At 54.1% G+C, this 17,747-nt stretch carries 18 protein-coding genes; 4 read left to right on the top strand and 14 right to left on the bottom strand.

Annotation, left to right across the window (positions count from 1 at the left end):
* Positions 1-6: 6 nt before the first annotated feature.
* Entirely contained in the window at positions 7-468 is a 462-nt protein-coding gene (locus ACI4OH_RS00415; RefSeq protein ID WP_432647363.1) for an Rrf2 family transcriptional regulator, read from the bottom strand.
* Between the two features lie 104 nt (positions 469-572).
* Positions 573-1,385 carry a hypothetical protein gene (locus ACI4OH_RS00410; RefSeq protein ID WP_435721399.1) on the bottom strand — a complete coding sequence of 271 codons (813 nt, stop codon included), beginning with the start codon at positions 1,383-1,385 and terminating at the stop codon, positions 573-575.
* A 207-nt stretch (positions 1,386-1,592) separates the two neighbouring features.
* On the opposite strand from ACI4OH_RS00410, the gene ACI4OH_RS00405 reads away from it, so the two are divergent.
* Complete coding sequence (locus tag ACI4OH_RS00405; RefSeq protein ID WP_432647365.1) at positions 1,593-2,042, top strand: hypothetical protein; 450 nt, start codon at positions 1,593-1,595, stop codon at positions 2,040-2,042.
* 61 nt (positions 2,043-2,103) lie between these two features.
* Here ACI4OH_RS00405 and coaBC read toward each other — a convergent pair whose 3' ends face one another.
* The 6 genes from coaBC to dapF all read right to left on the bottom strand — a co-directional run bounded on the left by coaBC (position 2,104) and on the right by dapF (position 6,297).
* On the bottom strand, positions 2,104-3,324 hold the full coding sequence (gene coaBC / locus ACI4OH_RS00400; protein ID WP_439783919.1) for a bifunctional phosphopantothenoylcysteine decarboxylase/phosphopantothenate--cysteine ligase CoaBC: 1,221 nt from the start codon (positions 3,322-3,324) through the stop codon (positions 2,104-2,106).
* Between the two features lie 17 nt (positions 3,325-3,341).
* Entirely contained in the window at positions 3,342-3,572 is a 231-nt protein-coding gene (rpoZ, locus tag ACI4OH_RS00395; RefSeq protein ID WP_295713876.1) for a DNA-directed RNA polymerase subunit omega, read from the bottom strand.
* On the bottom strand, positions 3,569-4,171 hold the full coding sequence (gene gmk / locus ACI4OH_RS00390; protein ID WP_432647367.1) for a guanylate kinase: 603 nt from the start codon (positions 4,169-4,171) through the stop codon (positions 3,569-3,571). The genes rpoZ and gmk overlap by 4 nt, the downstream gene beginning before the upstream one ends.
* Complete coding sequence (gene remA, locus ACI4OH_RS00385; protein WP_432647368.1) at positions 4,168-4,464, bottom strand: extracellular matrix/biofilm regulator RemA; 297 nt, start codon at positions 4,462-4,464, stop codon at positions 4,168-4,170. Before remA ends, gmk begins: the two co-directional genes overlap by 4 nt.
* Positions 4,465-4,525: 61 nt before the next feature.
* Positions 4,526-5,404: a YicC/YloC family endoribonuclease gene (locus ACI4OH_RS00380; RefSeq protein ID WP_432647369.1), complete on the bottom strand. Its 879-nt coding sequence runs from the start codon at positions 5,402-5,404 to the stop codon at positions 4,526-4,528.
* A 56-nt stretch (positions 5,405-5,460) separates the two neighbouring features.
* Entirely contained in the window at positions 5,461-6,297 is an 837-nt protein-coding gene (gene dapF, locus ACI4OH_RS00375) for a diaminopimelate epimerase (RefSeq protein WP_435721397.1), read from the bottom strand.
* Between the two features lie 177 nt (positions 6,298-6,474).
* On the opposite strand from dapF, the gene ACI4OH_RS00370 reads away from it, so the two are divergent.
* Positions 6,475-8,241: an Rqc2 family fibronectin-binding protein gene (locus tag ACI4OH_RS00370; protein WP_439783918.1), complete on the top strand. Its 1,767-nt coding sequence runs from the start codon at positions 6,475-6,477 to the stop codon at positions 8,239-8,241.
* A gap of 113 nt (positions 8,242-8,354) precedes the next feature.
* Here ACI4OH_RS00370 and ACI4OH_RS00365 read toward each other — a convergent pair whose 3' ends face one another.
* From ACI4OH_RS00365 to ACI4OH_RS00350, 4 genes are all read right to left on the bottom strand, one after another.
* A complete protein-coding gene (locus tag ACI4OH_RS00365) occupies positions 8,355-9,626 on the bottom strand; it encodes an MFS transporter (protein WP_439783930.1) in 1,272 nt (423 codons plus the stop codon).
* A gap of 316 nt (positions 9,627-9,942) precedes the next feature.
* Positions 9,943-10,875, bottom strand: coding sequence for a LysR family transcriptional regulator (locus ACI4OH_RS00360; protein ID WP_432647911.1), 933 nt, complete (start codon positions 10,873-10,875; stop codon positions 9,943-9,945).
* Positions 10,876-11,216: 341 nt separating this feature from the next.
* Positions 11,217-11,957, bottom strand: a complete 741-nt coding sequence (locus ACI4OH_RS00355; RefSeq protein WP_432647910.1) for a 3'-5' exonuclease — start codon at positions 11,955-11,957, stop codon at positions 11,217-11,219.
* On the bottom strand, positions 11,944-13,395 hold the full coding sequence (locus tag ACI4OH_RS00350) for a protein O-GlcNAcase (RefSeq protein WP_439783917.1): 1,452 nt from the start codon (positions 13,393-13,395) through the stop codon (positions 11,944-11,946). The genes ACI4OH_RS00355 and ACI4OH_RS00350 overlap by 14 nt, the downstream gene beginning before the upstream one ends.
* 244 nt (positions 13,396-13,639) lie before the next feature.
* Here ACI4OH_RS00350 and ACI4OH_RS00345 point away from each other — a divergent pair, with 244 nt between their 5' ends.
* Together ACI4OH_RS00345 and ACI4OH_RS00340 are read left to right on the top strand one after the other, a co-directional pair.
* Entirely contained in the window at positions 13,640-15,082 is a 1,443-nt protein-coding gene (locus tag ACI4OH_RS00345) for a translocation/assembly module TamB domain-containing protein (RefSeq protein ID WP_435721391.1), read from the top strand.
* Between the two features lie 97 nt (positions 15,083-15,179).
* Positions 15,180-16,070, top strand: a complete 891-nt coding sequence (locus ACI4OH_RS00340; protein WP_432648164.1) for a DMT family transporter — start codon at positions 15,180-15,182, stop codon at positions 16,068-16,070.
* Between the two features lie 55 nt (positions 16,071-16,125).
* On the opposite strand, the gene rfbA is transcribed toward ACI4OH_RS00340, so the two are convergent.
* Positions 16,126-16,998 carry a glucose-1-phosphate thymidylyltransferase RfbA gene (gene rfbA / locus ACI4OH_RS00335; protein WP_439783916.1) on the bottom strand — a complete coding sequence of 291 codons (873 nt, stop codon included), beginning with the start codon at positions 16,996-16,998 and terminating at the stop codon, positions 16,126-16,128.
* A 41-nt stretch (positions 16,999-17,039) separates the two neighbouring features.
* Positions 17,040-17,606: a dTDP-4-dehydrorhamnose 3,5-epimerase gene (gene rfbC / locus ACI4OH_RS00330; RefSeq protein WP_439783915.1), complete on the bottom strand. Its 567-nt coding sequence runs from the start codon at positions 17,604-17,606 to the stop codon at positions 17,040-17,042.
* Positions 17,607-17,747 lie beyond the last annotated feature (141 nt).

Here is a 17,747-nt window from a genome sequence, read left to right as displayed (position 1 = left end):
CCGCTGTTACTCCTGCCCCGCAGTCTGCGCCGCATCGCGGTGCAGGCAGGCCTGCGTCTCCTGCTGGATATCTGCCAGCGTCGTATGCGCAAGGTCCTGTTCAAGCGCGCTCTGGGCAGACTCCAGATGACCATCGAGGATGTGATGGATATTGCGGCCGACCGGGCAGGCCGGATTCGGATTTTCATGGAAGTGGAACAAACTCTCATGTTCCAGCACATCAACTGCCTTGAAGACATCGAGCAGCGTGATTTCATTCAAGGGACGCGTGATCTTGATGCCGCCCGTGCCGCGCGCGACCTTGATGAGGCCGGCTTTCTGGAGCTGCGACATCGTCTTGCGGATGATGACCGGATTGACATTGACACTGCCGGCGAGGAAATCGCTCGTAAGCTTGTGCGTTTTGCCAAAGGCCTCAATGCAGGCAAAAATATGGACAGCTATTGTAAAACGACTGGAAATCTGCATAAACTCTTCTCCCCTTCTCTTTCTAAGTTTTCTTCTCCGTCAACAAACTTTTGCAGTACACTGCAGCTTCTCTGCATCTCTGTATGGCAGAAAGCAGGCCTGTGTCAATTGGCTGCCGGCTGCTTTTGCGCGGCCGCAAAGCGTTCCGGTGCAAAGAAACGGCCGTGGATGCCGCCCATGACTTCATGCAGGTCCTGCAAAAATACCTTCCAGTCCCCGGGCATGTCCTCTGCATCGTAATGACAGCTTAAGCCTGCTTCCACGCGGTCATGGCGCTGCCAGCGGACGACGAGATGTGCGCTCTTGTCATCTGACGAAAGATTGCGCGCCGTCAGGCGCGATTCAAACGGTGCCATTTTATCGAGCTCATCGAGCAGGCGGCTGACGGACTTTGGCAGTTCATAGGCATGACGCTCCGTGCCGAAATCCTCTTTATGACGGTTGTAGAGAATCATGCGCTTGCGCCGGTCCAGCACGAGTTTTTCGCGCAGCTCCACCATGGTCTGCCTGCGTCCCTGCCGTACCGGCACGGTCTCAATCAAAAGGAAGCGGACGTACTCGAGATGATTTTCCTGCTGAATAGCCACATTCGGCAGCTCATTGAGGCAGTCAATAAATGTAGCCCAATTCTCCGGAAAAGCGCCGCAGCCCGTGATATGGCGCGCCGGCTTGCCCAGTTCCTTGTAAAGAAGCGTCCAGTGCGTATCGGCCGCAAGCTGTTCTTCGGCAAAGAAGCGCGAGCGCCAGCGCTGGGCAATGGCCAGTTTATCGAGTTTGCGGAGCCAGCGGCGGCCGCCCGGCAGCTCTTCCGTGTCGAGCTTTGCGGGCAGATTTTCAAAACTTGCCGCCTGCGCCGCGCCGACATAGACCCTGCGCTCGCGCACGACGGCTTCCACTTTCCAGCAGCCGGCCGTCAAAGGGCCTCCTATAGTAAAACAAAGTTGTTCGAGCAAAGCTCTCATTTTCTCCTTCCCTGCTCCCGCTCTGCCACTTGCTCAGACAGGCTCAGACAAACAATATAGCTTTTACAGCTTTCACAGTTTCCGCGTCTGCCAGTCTATCGTATCATTATTTTTTGCATACCCGCTGAAAATGCGGTACAATGGCAAGCAGGAGGTGTTTTTATGAAAAAATTTTATATCATCGCTATGATGCTCTGCCTGCTGATTCTGCCGGCTACCGTCATGGCAGCGCCATCGCAGAATGCACAGGCTTTCGCCAACGAGGAAGCGGTATCCACGCAGTGGATCAACACCATGCTGACGAATAAAGATGCCAACGGTGCCTATGCCATGATGAGTGCCGAGGCGAAGAAAAGCGTCAAGGCCGCTGACCTGCAGAAAGCAGAACAGCGCATGGCAAAAGAACTCGGCAGCCTCAAAGAGACCCGTTTCGTTGCCTGGACGCGCTTCGACAATGTCGACCAGATGACGTATCTCATGAGCTTTGACAAGACGAAGGCTGTCCGCTGCGAACTCATCTTCAACAAGAAGGGTGAACTCGATTCCTTCATTCTGGCACCGCTCAACACGGATAACGCCAAGAATGCCAAGGCTGACACGAAGAAAAAATAAGCATTTTGCCTTCATCAGTCTGTCTGTGAAAAAGAGCTGTCGCATAAGCGGCAGCCCTTTTTTATTTTGCCTTCAGCAGCTTTTCCACATGGTCGAGGATGATGCCGCCGAGCTCCATCTTAGAGAGCAGCGGATACTCCCACGCCTGCCCGTCGCGGGCAAAAATCCTGACGCGGTTCGTCTCGACGCCAAAGCCGGCTCCCTCTTCCGAAACGTCATTGGCCACAATGAAGTCGAGGTTCTTTTTCGCGAGTTTTTTTCTGGCATAGGTTTCGACATCCGTGGTTTCGGCAGCGAAGCCTATGAGCAGCTGATGCGTCTTTTTTTGACCGAGCTCATAGAGGATATCGGGGTTGCGCTCCAAGACGAGCGTGAACTCCCCTTCCTGCTTCTTAATCTTGTTGGCTGCCACAACCTTGGGCCGGTAGTCTGCCACAGCAGCGGCCTTGATGACAATGTCGCTGTCGGGAAATTCCCGCAGAACAGCCTCGCGCATCTCGCGGGCCGTCTCCACGCGGACGATGCGCACGCCAGCCGGGGCAGACAGAGCAGATGGCGCCGAAATGAGCACGACCTCGGCACCGCGGTTTGCTGCCTGCTGAGCAATCGCATAGCCCATGCGGCCCGTCGAACGGTTGCCAAGATAGCGCACAGGGTCCAAAGGCTCAATGGTGCCGCCGGCCGTCACTAGAATCTTTCTGCCGGCAAGCTCCTGTCCCTTCGCGAAGAAATCTGCCAGAATGCCGACAACGTCAGCAGGCTCGGGCAGGCGGCCCTTGCCCGATACGCCGCAGGCCAGCATGCCGCTGTCCGGCTCAATGAGATGGAAGCCGCGCGCGGCGAGTTCGCGCAGATTGCGCTGCGTGACGGGATTTTCGTACATATTCGTATTCATTGCCGGAGCGACAAACACGGGTGCCTTGGTCGCGAGCAAAGTCGTCGTCAGCATGTCATCGGCAAGGCCGCAGGCAGCCTTTGCTATGACATTGGCCGTGGCCGGCGCAATCAGCACAGCATCGGCAAGATTCGCCAGAGCGATGTGCTCGACATGGTAATGGGCGACTTTTGCCCACATATCCGTTGTAACCGGCTGGCCGCTGATTTCGCGGAATGTCAGCTCCGTGACGAAATTCTCGGCGCCGCGCGTCATGATGACGTGAACCTCGGCACCGGCTTTCTTCAAGCGGCTTGTGATTTCTACGGCCTTATAGGCAGCAATGCCGCCCGTGACGCCGAGGATGATTTTCCTGCCCGCAAGGGCCTGAAGCGCAGAAGCTTCCATAGCGCATAACCCTCTTATTATTCGTCGATATCGAGCTTGTACGAAATCTTGCCCTCAACGATTTCTTCCAGTGCGTTCGTCACGTTCTTCGTCGAGCGGGCCTTCGTAGCCTTGCACTCCGCACCGTCGAGCAGCTGGCGGGCGCGCTTTGCTGCGAGGACGACGAGACCGTAGCGGCTGTCCACTTTCTTCATCAGGGCATCCGTAGACGGATTGACCATGCTCATCTCTACGTTATTCGTTTTCATTTCTCCAACACCTCATTGATCATATCTTCTTTGTCACGGCGGCAGTGCTCTGCGGTCATGATGGCCTTGATGCGGCCGACTGCCCTCTGTACCGTGTCATTGATGACAACAAATGTATACTGACGGCCGATTTCAATTTCCTTGCGGGCGGAGCCGAGGCGGCGTGCCAGCGATTCCTCTGTCTCCGAGCCGCGGCCGCGGATGCGGCGTTCAAGTTCCGGCAGGGACGGCGGCAGCAGGAAAATAAAGAGACCATCGGGGCACTTTTTCATGACATTGAGCGCTCCCTGCGTATCGATTTCCAGCAGGATGTCCTGACCTGCCTCGCGGCGCTCCTCAATCTTGCCGAGCGGCGTGCCGTAATAATTGCCGTAGACATTGGCATACTCGAGGAAGTCCCCCTCGCTGATCTTGCGCTCGAACTCTTCCTTCTCCAAAAAGTAATAGTTCCTGCCGTCGACCTCACCGTCACGCGGCTGGCGCGTCGTGGCCGAAATGGAGTAAGCAAGTTCCGGCGTGCTCGACAAAAGTTCCGCACAGACCGTGCCCTTGCCCGTACCCGAAGGGCCTGATACAACAATCAATAAACCTTTGCTCATTCTACCTCATCTTTTCCTTTTTTATTTCCCTTGGCCGTATCCTTTTCATCCATATCCACAACGATGCGGTGCGTGATGGTCTCCGGCTGAACGGACGACAGGACGACATGGTCGCTGTCCATGACGATGACGGCGCGCGTGCGGCGGCCATACGTGGCGTCAATCAGGCGGCCGCAGTCGCGTGCTTCCTGGACAAAGCGTTTGATGGGTGCCGATTCCGGACTTACAATCGCAACGATGCGATTCGAGGAGATGATATTGCCAAAGCCGATGTTGATTAATTTGATATCCATGGTGGTTCCTCCTCCACTCAGTTCATGTACTTCTATATAATATAGGGACTATATCATATGCTTATTCAATGTTCTGTACCTGCTCACGCAGTTTTTCGATTTCACTTTTCATATCGACGACAAGCTGAGCTGCCTCAGAGCTGTTTGCCTTCGAGGCAATCGTATTCGTCTCGCGATTCATTTCCTGAATGAGAAAATCGAGTTTGCGGCCAATGGGGCCTTCTGCTCCCGCGAGGATGGCGCGGAACTGCTGAAAATGGCTGCCGAGCCGCACGACTTCTTCCGTGTAGTTGACTTTGTCCGCATAGATGGCTGTCTCCTGAATGATACGCGTCTCGTCGATATCCTGTGCGGACAAAAGCTCCTCGAGAGTTTTCTGCAGGCGTTCGCGGTACCCCTGCACAATCTGTGGGGCCAGCTCCTTGAGCTTTGCCACACCCTTCTCGAGTTCCGTGAGATGCACGAGGAAATCACGGCCGATGTTTTCGCCCTCCGCCTGACGCATCGCGTCAAAGCCTGTCAGGGCTTTCTGCACGGTCTCTAAAAGCAGCGGCTCGAAGCCCTCCAGCTCATCCTCTTCGACAACCTGCAGGACATCGGGATACGATGCCACCTGCATGACATCATCCGGACGTGCAAGGTGCAGAAAATCGCTGAGCTCATCAAGAGACGCATGATAGGCCTTGGCGAGGGATTTGTCAACGTGAATGGCTGCTGCCTTTTCACGCTTGTCAAGGTAATTAATGAAGACATCGACCTTGCCGCGCGCGGCCGTCTGGCGGATGCATTTTCGCAGCTTATCCTCAAAAACCGTGAGCTGACGCGGCTCGTGAAAGGCAATCTCCAGAAAGCGCTGATTGACGGCCTTGAGTTCGACCGTGACTTTGTAATCCTGATTCTCGCCCGCTGCCGAGCCAAAACCGGTCATACTTTTAATCATGCAGTATCTTCCTTCCAATCGATTCTATTGTGCAGCTTTGCCAACCGCAAAAACGCTCAGTCTGCGATTTCACCGGTAAAGGCGAGTTCTGCCGGGCCGGTCATGAAGACGTGATTTGTCTTTTCATCCCATTCGACGACGAGTTTGCCGCCATCGAGCTGGACCTCGACTTTGCGGTCCGTGCGGCCTGTCAGCACGCCGGCCACGGCCGTAGCGCAGGAGCCCGTGCCGCAGGCCAGCGTCACGGCAGCGCCGCGTTCCCAGACGCGCATGCGCACATGGCTGCGGTCTTTGACTTCGACGAATTCCGTATTCGTCTTGCGCGGGAAAGAAGGATGCGACTCAAACGACGGGCCGAGCTCATAAATCGGGAAATTCTCGGCGTCCTCGACAAAAATGACGCAGTGCGGGTTGCCCATCGAAACACAGGTCATCTTATACGTCTTGCCTTTGACTTTATGGTCTTCATTGATGACGCGATTCAGTCCAAAACCTTTGACCGGAATTTTATCTCCCTCGAGAACAGGCTCGCCCATATCCACGCGCACGCCCGTGACTCTGCCATTTTCCATCTGCAGATGCGGTACAAGAATGCCCGCACCGGTCTCGACGGTAAACTCGACTTTATCCGTCAGGCCGTAATCATGGAGATAGCGCGCAAAGCAGCGGATGCCGTTGCCGCACATCTCCGCCTCGCTGCCATCCGTATTGAAAATGCGCATGCGAAAATCGGCTTTGTCGGACGGCAGCACATAGAGCACACCATCGCCGCCGATGCCATAATGGCGGTCGCAGGCTTTTTTCGCAAAGGCTGCAAAATCTTTGACGTTTTCCTTAAAGCAGTCAATCAGGACAAAATCATTGCCGCAGCCCTGCCATTTCGAGAATTTCATGAGATACGTCCCTCCTCATAATTACTTCATCTTTTTATTGTACTTGTTTTGCACACATCTTGCAAGCCCTTTCCGTACTCAGGTTCTTTTATCCGGCTCTCTCCTGAGACTATACAAGCGGTTTCTTTCCTATTATAATAGAAGGAAACAGTCTAAAGAAAGAACGAGGAATTTATCATGAGTCTTGACGGCTTTTCGATGCACCCGCTGACACGCGAGCTCAACGACGCACTCGCCGGCAGCCGCATTGACAAGATCACCCAGCCAAATAAACAATCCATCATCCTGTCCGTGCGTCAGCCCGGACAGAATTTCCTTCTGCATATCTCCATCAACTCGCAGAATCCGTCTGCCCATCTTCTAGAGAAGAATCTCGAGAATCCGCCCGAGCCTCCCGTCTTCTGCATGGTCCTGCGCAAGCAGATTGAGACGGGACGCATCGCGAAAATCCGCCAGCACGGGCTCGACCGCCTGCTGCTCATCGACATCGACTCGCTGGCTGCCGGCGGACGCATCGTGACGAAGACGCTTGTACTCGAGCTCATGGGCAAATACAGCAACATCATCCTCGTGCAGGATGGCCAGATCATCGATGCCCTGAGAAAAATCGGCGCAAACAGCAGCCGTGTGCGCACGGTCCTTCCCGGTCAGGCCTACGAGCTGCCGCCCGGACAGGATAAACTCGACCTCTTTACGGATGACCTCGACGCCATCATGGCCATCGTCAAGAAAGACGGCAGCCTGCGCCTCGACAAGGCCCTGCTCGCCGCCTGCATGGGCTTTGGTCCGGTTTCCGCAAAAGAAGTCTGCTTTTCAGCGGGACTCGCGCCATCCATCCGCATCGAGAAACTCGACGAGTCCGACTTTGCGGCCGTCCGTCAGGGCCTTGCGGAAATCCGCACAGCCGCCACGGAAAAAAGCGAGGCCGTGCTGCTGCTCGGCGAAAACAACAAGGTCCTCGCCATGGCGTCCTTCCCGCTGCATTACCTGCCGGACGCCACGGTCCTTTCCTTCCCGACCATCAGCGCCATGCTTGAAAAGGCCGACAGTCTCTTAGGCTCCTATGTCCTTCCGGACAAGGACCGCTTCCGCAAACTTGTCAAAAACGAACTGAACCGCGCCGAGAATAAACTCGTCAAACTCGATGAGGAAATCGCCGCAGCGGAAAATGCCGAGGAATTCAAGGTACGCGGCGACAATCTCATGACATACCAGTATCAATTCAAGGACCGCGAAGATGCCAGCGTCACGGTGCCAAATATTTACAGCGAAACAGGCGAAACCATCACAATTCCCCTCGACCAGCGCCTGACACTCGTCGAGAATATGCAGGCCTGCTATAAAAAATACGATAAGCTCAAGCGCGCGCAGGAACTCCTGCAGGTTCAGCGCCGCGAATGCGAGGACAACATCGCGTATCTTGAGAGCATTGAAGCCTCGCTTCTGGCCTCCTCGAGCCTTGCCGAGATTGCGGAAATCCACAACGAACTCATCGTTTCGGGGTACCTGCGCGAAAAACCGAAGAAAAAGAACAATGATAAGCCCGCCCATCCTTTCCACTTCAAGGCGCCGGATGGCACGGACATCCTTGTTGGCAAAAACAACTACCAGAACGACAAGCTGACATTCAAAACGGCCCGCTTCAACGACACCTGGTTCCATACCAAGGATATTCCAGGCTCCCACGTCGTCCTGCAAAATGGCGGCGCCGAGCCTTCCGCAGAGGACATTCTGCTCGCTGCGAGCCTCGCCGCCCATTTCAGCAAGGCCCGCGGCTCTTCAAAAATCCCCGTTGACTACACGGAAGTCCGCTATGTCAAGAAGCCTTCGGGCAGCAAGCCGGGCTTCGTCATCTTCACGAATCAGAAAACGCTCTATATCACACCGGATGATCAGGCCCTCGCCCCCATCCTCGCACAGGATCCCGCAGCCCTGCAGTCCTGATATAAAAACCAGCCCGCCATCATCGGGAAAAGAAGATGGCGGGCTGTCTTTTTGGGGTTTATTATGATGCTGCCCATCTGCGGGGGACGCAGTCAGGCGGCAAGGGGAACGAATTAAGCGAATTCCTCGCTGTTCTCGAGCTCCTCTTCCATGGCTTTCTCAAGCTCAGCTTCTTCATCAGCCTGCGTCTTGCGGCGGCGGGCATAGAGGATGTAGTACAGGGCAGCGCAGCCGACAGCAGCAACGCCGACAGCGAAGTAAATGCCCTGGAAGCCGAGAGATTCCTTAAAAGCACCGAGCATGTACGGGCCAACGCCGAGGCCGAGGTCCAGCGCGATGAAGTACGTCGAGACGGCAACGCCGATGCGGACTTCTTTAACGAGCTTGACGCAGATGGCCTGGCCGTTCGACATGAACGTGCCGTAGCCAAGGCCGACAAAGACACCGGCGACGAGCATCATCCAGCTCTGCGTCGTAATGGACAGCAGCAGAAGGCCGATAGCGAGGCAGGCATACGTCGGATACATGACGAAGTCCTCACCCTTGCGGTCAAACATGACACCGGCAATCGGGCGGGCAATCGTGATGGCAAGAGCATAAACAACGAAGAACAGCGTACCGGCCGTCATGAGCTGGAGCTCAGCTGCATAGGATGCGAGGAAGCTCAGGACGCTCGAGTAGCAGACGGCAACACAGAATGCGACGACCGAGATGGCCCAGACTTTCGGCTCAAGGAAGTTGGCGATGTGGATTTCCTTCAGGGCAGCGCGATGCTCGGCCGTGAGTTCCATTTCGTCAACATGCATGACAGCAGCAGCACCGAGGCAGACGACAATCATGCCGATGCAGAAGTAAACGATATCGTTGAACGGGAACATCTGCTGCATGAGCATGCCGATGAACGGGCCGATGGCGGCTGCGAGGCTCATGCTCAGGGCATAATAGTTGATGCCCTCGCCGCGGCGTTCTGCCGGAATCATCGTCGAGACAATCGTGCTCGTGGCCGTCGAAGCAATGCCGTAGCCGATACCATTGAGGCAGCGGACGACAAAAAGCATGGCCATTGAGTGAATGCCGAAATACATGAACGTCGTCACGAGGTAGAAGATGATGCCGGCAAAGAGCATTTTCTTGCGGCCGTAGAGTTCAACGGAACGGCCGGCAAAAAGGCGGGCAACGAGCGTGCCGAGAATGAAAATGCCGGAAGCGAGGCCAGCCTCACTCATCGAAGCATTCAGCGAATGAATGGCCTCCGAAGCGATGATGACCATCAGCATATAATAGATGATATAAATCAGGAAATTTACAAGCGTATCAAGAATGAAACCTTTTGTCCATAACTTTGGTTTAGCAGTTTTGGCAGTTGCGGAAGCTGTAGAAGCCATAAATAAGACCAACGACCTTTCTTATGAAGAATAAATATTTTATATATGTTATGGTTCTAGATTATAATAGGGCCGTATCATTTTGTATAGCGCATAAAAAAGATGCATGTTATCGTAAAAATAGATAACATGCATCATTCATTATCGATGAAATCGATATTTCTCAAATTCCGCGCTGCTGTGCATGGCATGCATAACAGCGTCCGTCTCCTCTGGAGTTTTACACTCTTTTAGCAGGAAGATTCCCTCTGTACTGCTAAAAAAATTCCTGTTTTCTATCAGTTCCATATCTTACAGTAATCGTTGACGATAGAAATCATTCTTTTCGCTTATCCTGCTCTGCGGCAAAGCTTGCGAGCACATAATTGACGTAAGCGCGAATCTGCCGGATCTTGGGGCTGTTCTTCTTGTAGAGCAGGCAGGCATCGGCGCGCAGCGGCTCCGCGAGCTCATACCAGCCGTCCTTACAGCCAAGGGTCTTTAAAAGGCGTTCCGGCAGCAGGGCCCCCGCTTCGTTCTGCTGGCAATAATAGACCATCGCGTACGGCGTGGAAAGCCGGGCTGAGACGACCGGCCTGATGCCCGCATCGACGCCCTGAAAATAACGCCGAAAGGTCTTGTTCATAAAGTAATTCTTCGGATAAATGACAATGGGTTCGCCTAAAATCTCTTCGCGCGTGACCAAAGCAGAGGCAGGCTGCAGCAAAGGCGCATAATAGACGAGATTGTCCCAGCAGAAATGCGCGTTCTCGAATTCGTCGGCAGAGCCTTCCGGCATGCTGTCCTCCGCAAAATACGTCGAGACGACATCGAGCCGGTCATCGCGCAGCGCGCGGTTGATCTGGTCGGTCTCAAGGTCAAAGATGTTGAAGCGCAGATTCTTGTTCGTCTGACGGAAATGCGCGATATGGCGGTTCATCTGGATATCGCCGAGTGTCCGCAGGATGCCGACATTGAGCTCGACCGGCTGCGTTTCATCTATATTCTGCAGCTCGTAAACAATGCGGTGCAGCCCGTCCATCCACGCCGTGATGCTCTTCAGGAACTTTTCTCCCGCTTCTGTCAGATGACTGCCGCGCTTCGAGCGCTGAATCAGGGCCACGCCAAGCGTGTTCTCGAGGTTCTTCATCTGCGCGCTGAATGCGGACTGCGTGATATTCGCCTCTTTTGCTGCCCGCGTAAAATTCTGCACCCTGCCATAAATGATGAAGCATTCCATCTGCTGAATGCTCGGTAATTCACCAATCATATCTGCCAAGCCTCACATTCTTTAGCCATCAAGCTAACATAAAATAAATACGATTTATCAAAGAGTTTGACTATCATTGTATCAGAAGCATACATTTTTGGCAATAAAAAAGACTGCCACAGTCCTGCAGCAGTCCCTATGAGTCCGGTCGAAGGGCGCCGGCTCCCATCGCGTTGACTTGTGGTTGGCGTTCAAATCAATGGACATGACCGGAGCCGGCAAGATAAAGCCCGAAGGCTGCCAACCTACCCCCTTCATCTATTATTATAGTCGTTTCCGTCCATTTCGGAAAGACAAGACCATCATATGTTCGTACAAAAATATTTGTACAATCATACAAATCAAGCGTCATTTCCATCCGTCGGCTTTTCATACGTGAGGTATGAATGGACGAGTTTTTCCCCGCCTTTGCGCGTAAAGAGTTCCGGCAGCCAGGCCGGCTTCTCCTTTCTCCCCTGCAGCAGGCACTCCAGCAAAACGTAAGATGACAGGGCATCTTCAAAGGCGCGGTGTTTTTGCCGCGGATGCCAGCCATACGAGGCCAGCAGGTCGACAAGATTGTACTTTTTGCGCTTGGGCAGGAGCATCTGCGCCAGACGCACCGTGTCGAGATAGCGCGGACAGAAAAGGATATTCGTGCCGTTCTTGCGGTTCATGCGCATAAGAGCGAGATTGATGCTCAGAAGGTCGTTGTCGCCGATGGCATGGCCCACGACGAGATCTTCCGGGTCGACAAAATCGAGAAATTCCGGCAGGATGACATCGAGCGTCGATTTGTCGCGCAGTGCTTCCTTTGTCAGCCCCGTCATATTGCGCACGGCGCGGTTGATGAACGTGCGCGGCCGTATCAGACGGCGAAATACCTCGATAGTATCGCGGCCGAGCGGCAGGCGGATGGCTCCGATCTCGATGATATCATCCGGAAAAGCGCCTGCCATCTCAAGGTCGAAGGAAACGACGGCCCGCGGCGTCAGGCCGCCAAGTGTTTCCAAGTTTACCGACTGCGCGCGGATGGCCCGTTCGAGCTGTTTTTTGCGCCGGCGCTGCCGGCGTTTGTTTTCCTGTTCTTTACTCCGCATCATGCACACTCCCCGCCGCAGTCTCAGCGGCCTCGGCCCTTTGAATAAACGCGCCCATGGCCTGTTCGCTCAGCGTTGCTTCTTTTTTATGCTGCTCGATGACCTTTTTTTCATAGGCAAGTTTTTGCTGCAGGCTGCGCACCTGCACCGCCTTGCCCTGCTTCTTTGCCGACAGGAGCAGCCGGGCTGTCTCCGACGCATCGGCCAGTCTGCCATACTGCAAAAGCTGCGGGCGGCACTCGTCCAGCACCGCAGGCGGAAGGTTCTGCTGCAGTTTCACAGCAGAACGCTGACGCATTTTGACGGCTTCCGCCACAGCCTGATAGTCCTCGGCAAATGTCCTGCCATTTGGCCACGACTGCCACATTTTTGCCGCCTTCTGCTGGAAATCCGGGTCATCGGGCAGACCGATATTGGCCCAGTCGTTCTCAAGATGGCGGGAATTGGCCGCAAAAAGCAGCATATCCTGCGCTGCGGGCCCATACTGCTTACAGACGGCCTGCTGCCATGATTTTTCAGGGCTGTAATGGGCAGGGTCTTTGGCATAATCAGCCCCTGTGGCAAGGGCAATCCTGGAAAGGGCCTCATACTTCATGGGATTGAAGAAAACAGCGGGCAGCCCCTTTTTCGGCAGTTCGTCCATAGGCCCCAGGGCCAGCTTGTTTTCCATATAATCCGTGACCGGATAATTCCACCAGACGCCAAGGGCGCGGCCGTAAAGCTTATCGGCCTTCTCAAGCTCAGCATCCGTCAAAGGTGCCTTGGCCACACCCTCCCCCGTGTACAGCACGAGAATATGCGGATTCAGATTTTTGGCAAACGCATCGGTATAAGATTTGCGCGTTCCCTCTGCCGTAACCATATCCTCATAGAAATACTCGGTCGGCACCGTCAGGAAATTGCCGAGGTCTCCATGGCGCAGTTTCATCCGCGCATAGATGTGGTTGAGGAACGCGGCCTGACCTGCTCCGTCCTTATCTTTGATATCATCAAAGAAGATGGCAAAGTCACGTACGCCAAGGCTGTACAGCGACTCAAGCTTTATGAGCATCTTCTCTTCATCCTGCAGGCTCTTATAGCCATGCAGGGAAACGTCAAGGCCGGGCGAAACGGCAAAAATAAAATGTACGTTCTCCTTCTTGGCCTGCTTTACGAGCTGCCCGAGCTCCGCAAGTTTATCGGCAGGGTATGGCTCACGCCACTTTTCACGATGATACGGGTCATCCTTCGGCGCATAGATATAGGCATTATAGCCCGACTTATGGGCGAACGAAAGAATGTCAAGGCGTTCCTGCATCTGCCACGGCGTGCCGTAAAAGCCTTCGATGATCCCGCGCAGGGGAATGGGTGCAGCTTCGGCAGTCTCAAACGGCATGGCCGCAGCCCCCAGTCCTATCGTCACAGCCAGGCAAAACCGGCCCAAACAGCAGATTCGTCTCACGCGTCTCTTCCTTTCCGATATTCCCTACTTCGGATATCCCGTATTCCGTATCTTTATCCTATCTATATCATAACACATCTAAGCAGGAATGTATCTCATCTGCAGAAAATTTTCACAGATTCATCAATTTTGTCTATCTTTCAAAATAACTCCTTCCATGATAGAATAAGACCATGAAAAAAGTCAATTCTGGCAATTAGTCAAAGTAAAAAGACAAGATAAATAAAGTATTTCGAGGTGCCATATGACCTTTCCTTCTTTTTCCAGCATGCGCCCCAGCCGAAAATTTTGGCAGCGGCTGGGGCTCGGACTGCTTTGCACCTGTATCGCCATTCTCATCGCACTGGAAATCATCAGCCGCGGTGCTGCCCAGATTTTCAACCATGCCATGGCCAATCAGGACATGCTGCGCGGCACGATAAAAGTCGAACGCCTGATTTCCGATATTACGGGCCATGTTTATTTCACGAATCTCACCTGGCAGGACCCCGAGGGCAATACGATCCTTGAAATTCCGAGCGGCGACTTCCGCGTCAATGTCTGGGATGTCCTCACCAAAAATTTCAAATCCACCACAATCCGCGAGCTCAATGTCAATAATGCGGCGATTTCCGTTCACTTCTCCGATGACATGAAGGTCGACTTTGTGCGCCCATCTCCCGACATGGACGACCTCAAGAAAGAACCGGAAGACTGGCGTGAAAAAGTCAATCTTTCCAGTCTCGACGCTGCCCAGCGCCGGGCAGTCGGTCAGTGGCGCCGTGAGCACCGGCAGCAGAAAATGCAGAAGAACTGGCAGAATTTCAATGCGGCCGGCAAGAAACTCAAAATGAAGCTCAATGCCCACGACTGTCACATCGAGATTTTCTATCGTGAACGCCATTATCTCATGAGTCATGTACAAATGGCCGTCGATCTCAACACCGATAAGAGGCTCAACATGGATATATCCATCGGCGGCTTTGGCGGTACAATGATCGGCGATGCCATCGCCCTGAACGGCTATGTCGACTTCCAAAAAGAACCCGAGCCCGAGTGCAATCTCGCACTTGTCCTCTATCAGATCGACCCGTCCTCCCTGGGTTTTGGCATGAATATTCATGATAAAATGACGCTCTCGACGTATTTCACAGGCCCTATCTCGCATCCCATCGGCACAGGCAAAATCGAGATGGACGAACTCCATATCCCGGGACTTGACTTTGCCAATGTCGAGGGCAAGGTCTACTACGAAAATTCCCTGCTGCAGTTCACCGATGTCACCGCCGATGTCTACAAGGGCAAACTCTCGGCCTATGGCGACTACGATCTTGACACGCGTTTTTACAACCTCTACGGCCATGGCACGGACCTGCAGACAGAAGCGGCCCTGCCAAAAAGCGGGCTGCACACGCGCGTCGACCTCGACCTCGAGATTCATTCAAAGGGCTCTGCCAAAGAAACGGTTTCGTCCGGTTCCTTTGTCTCCGGTCCGGGCCGCTATCATCTGCTGCCCTTTGACAGCCTTTCCGGCAAGGTCATCGACGATTACCGCGACCTGCACTTCTACGATGCCGTCATCAAGCTGCCGGGCTTTACCGTCTCGACCGATGCCTTCCATATCACGAACGGCAAGCTCAGTCTGAGTCCCATCAAACTCACCTCGCCGGACGGCCAGCCTCTCTACACCTATACGCCAGAGAAATAAGGACGTACGGGTTGTACAAGGCAAAATTCTTCCCGAAATTTATCAAATCTATCAATGACCCCCATAAGCCAATACACCTCGGAAAGGAGCTGCCAATATGTCTCAATCTTCCCGCCGTCAAGGCATTTGCCTTGCACTCACCGGAGCCATTCTCTGGGGCGGTTCCGGCGTGGCCGGTCAGTACCTGCTGCAGGACTGTAGCTTTTCAACGGAATGGCTCGTCGGCGTCCGCATGCTCGTCTCCGGTGCCCTGCTTCTGCTCTGCGATTTCATCTTTTACCGCCAAAATCTCCTCACCGTTTTCCGCGAAAAGCGCGATGCCCTTGAAGTCGTCGCCTTCGCTATTTTCGGCATGCTCGGCGTCCAATACACGTATTTTGCCGCCATCAAGTACAGCAATGCCGCCACAGGCACGGTCCTGCAGTACCTCATGCCGATTGTCATCGTCTTTTACACGGCCCTGCGCACAAAAAAATGGCCGCGGCCCGTCGAAGTGCTCTGTGTACTCCTCGCCGTCCTCGGCACATTCCTGCTCGTGACACACGGCAGCCTCGCGGCCCTGGCCATTTCACCGGCCGCCCTGTTCTGGGGCCTGCTCTCGGCTTTTGCCGCGGCCTTCTATACGGTCCAGCCCAAGCGTCTCATCTGCAAGTGGCGTCCGACACTCGTCACGGGCTGGGGCATGCTGCTCGGCGGCCTGCTGTTCCTGCCTGTCTCCAAGCCCTGGTTTTTTGACGGGCAGATGGATATAACGGCTCTGCTGCTCTTTGCCTACATCATCCTCTTCGGCACGGTCATAGCCTTTGGCTGCTACCTCGGCAGCCTCCAATACATCCAGCCGGCTGAGACCAGCATCCTTGGCTCCGCCGAACCCCTCGCCGCCATTCTGCTCTCCGTCTTTCTGCTGCACATTGCCTTCGGCCTCTACGACCTGCTCGGCACCATCAGTATCTTAGCTACGGTCATCATTCTGGCCAAACAGAAATAAATCTGCACCTAAAAAAGCTCTCAGAAATCAAAATCTGAGAGCTTTTTTCACTTTTTCACTCCTGAATCATCCGCAGGAGATACTTGCCATATTCATTTTTCTTAAGCGGTTCTGCAAGTTTTGCAACGTCTTCTTTGCTGATATAGCCCATGCGGTAGGCGATTTCCTCAAGGCAGGCAATCTTGAGGCCCTGTCTGGCCTGAATGGTCTGCACGAAGGAAGCCGCCTGCAGCAGCGACTCATGCGTGCCCGTGTCAAGCCAGGCGTAGCCGCGGCGCATCGTCTCGACATGGAGTGCATGGCGCGCGAGATACACCTTATTGACATCCGTGATTTCAAGCTCGCCGCGGGCCGAAGGCCTGATGGTCTTGGCGATATCCACGATATCTTTATCATAGAAGTAGAGGCCTGTCACCGCGTAATTCGATTTTGGTTCAGCCGGCTTTTCTTCAAGGCTCACAGCTTCGCCATTTTTGTCAAACTCGACCACGCCGTAGCGTTCCGGGTCGCTGACATAATAGGCAAAGACCGTCGCCCCGGACTCCTGCGCGGCGGCGCGCTGCATCAGCACAGAAAGGTTGGAGCCATAGAAGATATTATCGCCGAGCACGAGGGCACAGCCTTCGCCAGCGAGGAATTCTTCGCCAATCAGAAAAGCCTGGGCAAGGCCTTTTGGCTCAGGCTGCACAGCATAAGAAACTTTAATGCCCCACTGCGAGCCATCCCCCAGCAGGCGCTTGAAATTATTGTTGTCTGCCGGCGTCGTAATGACGAGAATATCGCGGATGCCTGCCAGCATCAGCGTCGACAGCGGGTAATAGATCATCGGCTTATCATAGACCGGCATGAGCTGCTTTGATACGGCAATCGTCAGAGGATAAAGCCGCGTCCCCGAACCGCCTGCCAGAATGATTCCCTTACGTATCATCTTTCTATTTCTCCCTCAAATGACGAAAATGACAAACGCACTCAACCCTCGTAGACAAAATTCAGCAACTCCGCTGCGCGTTCTTTAAGCGAGGGTGCTTTCTGGTCTTTGTCCGACAGGATTACGGGGTCAATCGGCCAGGCGACGCCGATATCCGGATCATTCCACTTGATGTTGCCATCGCATTCCGGCGCATAATAATTATCCGCCTTGTACTGCACTTCGACATCGTCCGTCAGCGTGATGAAACCATGAGCAAAGCCGCGCGGGATGAAGAGCTGTTTCTTGTTTTCAGCCGAGAGTTCTACGCCGACCCACTGACCGAACTGCGGCGAGCCCTTGCGGATATCGACGGCCACATCAAAAATGGTGCCGCGCGTTGCACGCAGCAGCTTGGCCTGACACATCGGGTTGAGCTGATAATGAAGGCCGCGCAGCGTGCCCTTAGCTGCCGAATATGACTGATTGTCCTGCACAAAATCAACGTGCAGGCCCGCCTCCTCCATCTTCCGCTTTGACCAGCTCTCCATGAACCAGCCACGCGCATCGCCAAATACCTGTGGTTCCAGCACATATACACCCTTGAGCTTTGTTTCTGTAACTTTCACGACGAAAGACCCCCTTCAATGATTACCGTTTCATTATAACATAGCGCTGTCCGGCCTGTCGAATCAGTCTGCAGACAAAAAATCCCTGCCGTGTTTTTAGGAACACAGCAGGGATTTGGAAATTGTGACTTTCTAAAGGAA

Origin of the sequence: Mitsuokella apri, assembly GCF_051886055.1 — a bacterium.
In the GTDB taxonomy this organism is placed as follows: domain Bacteria; phylum Bacillota; class Negativicutes; order Selenomonadales; family Selenomonadaceae; genus Mitsuokella.
This window is presented reverse-complemented; position numbering and strand designations above follow the sequence as displayed.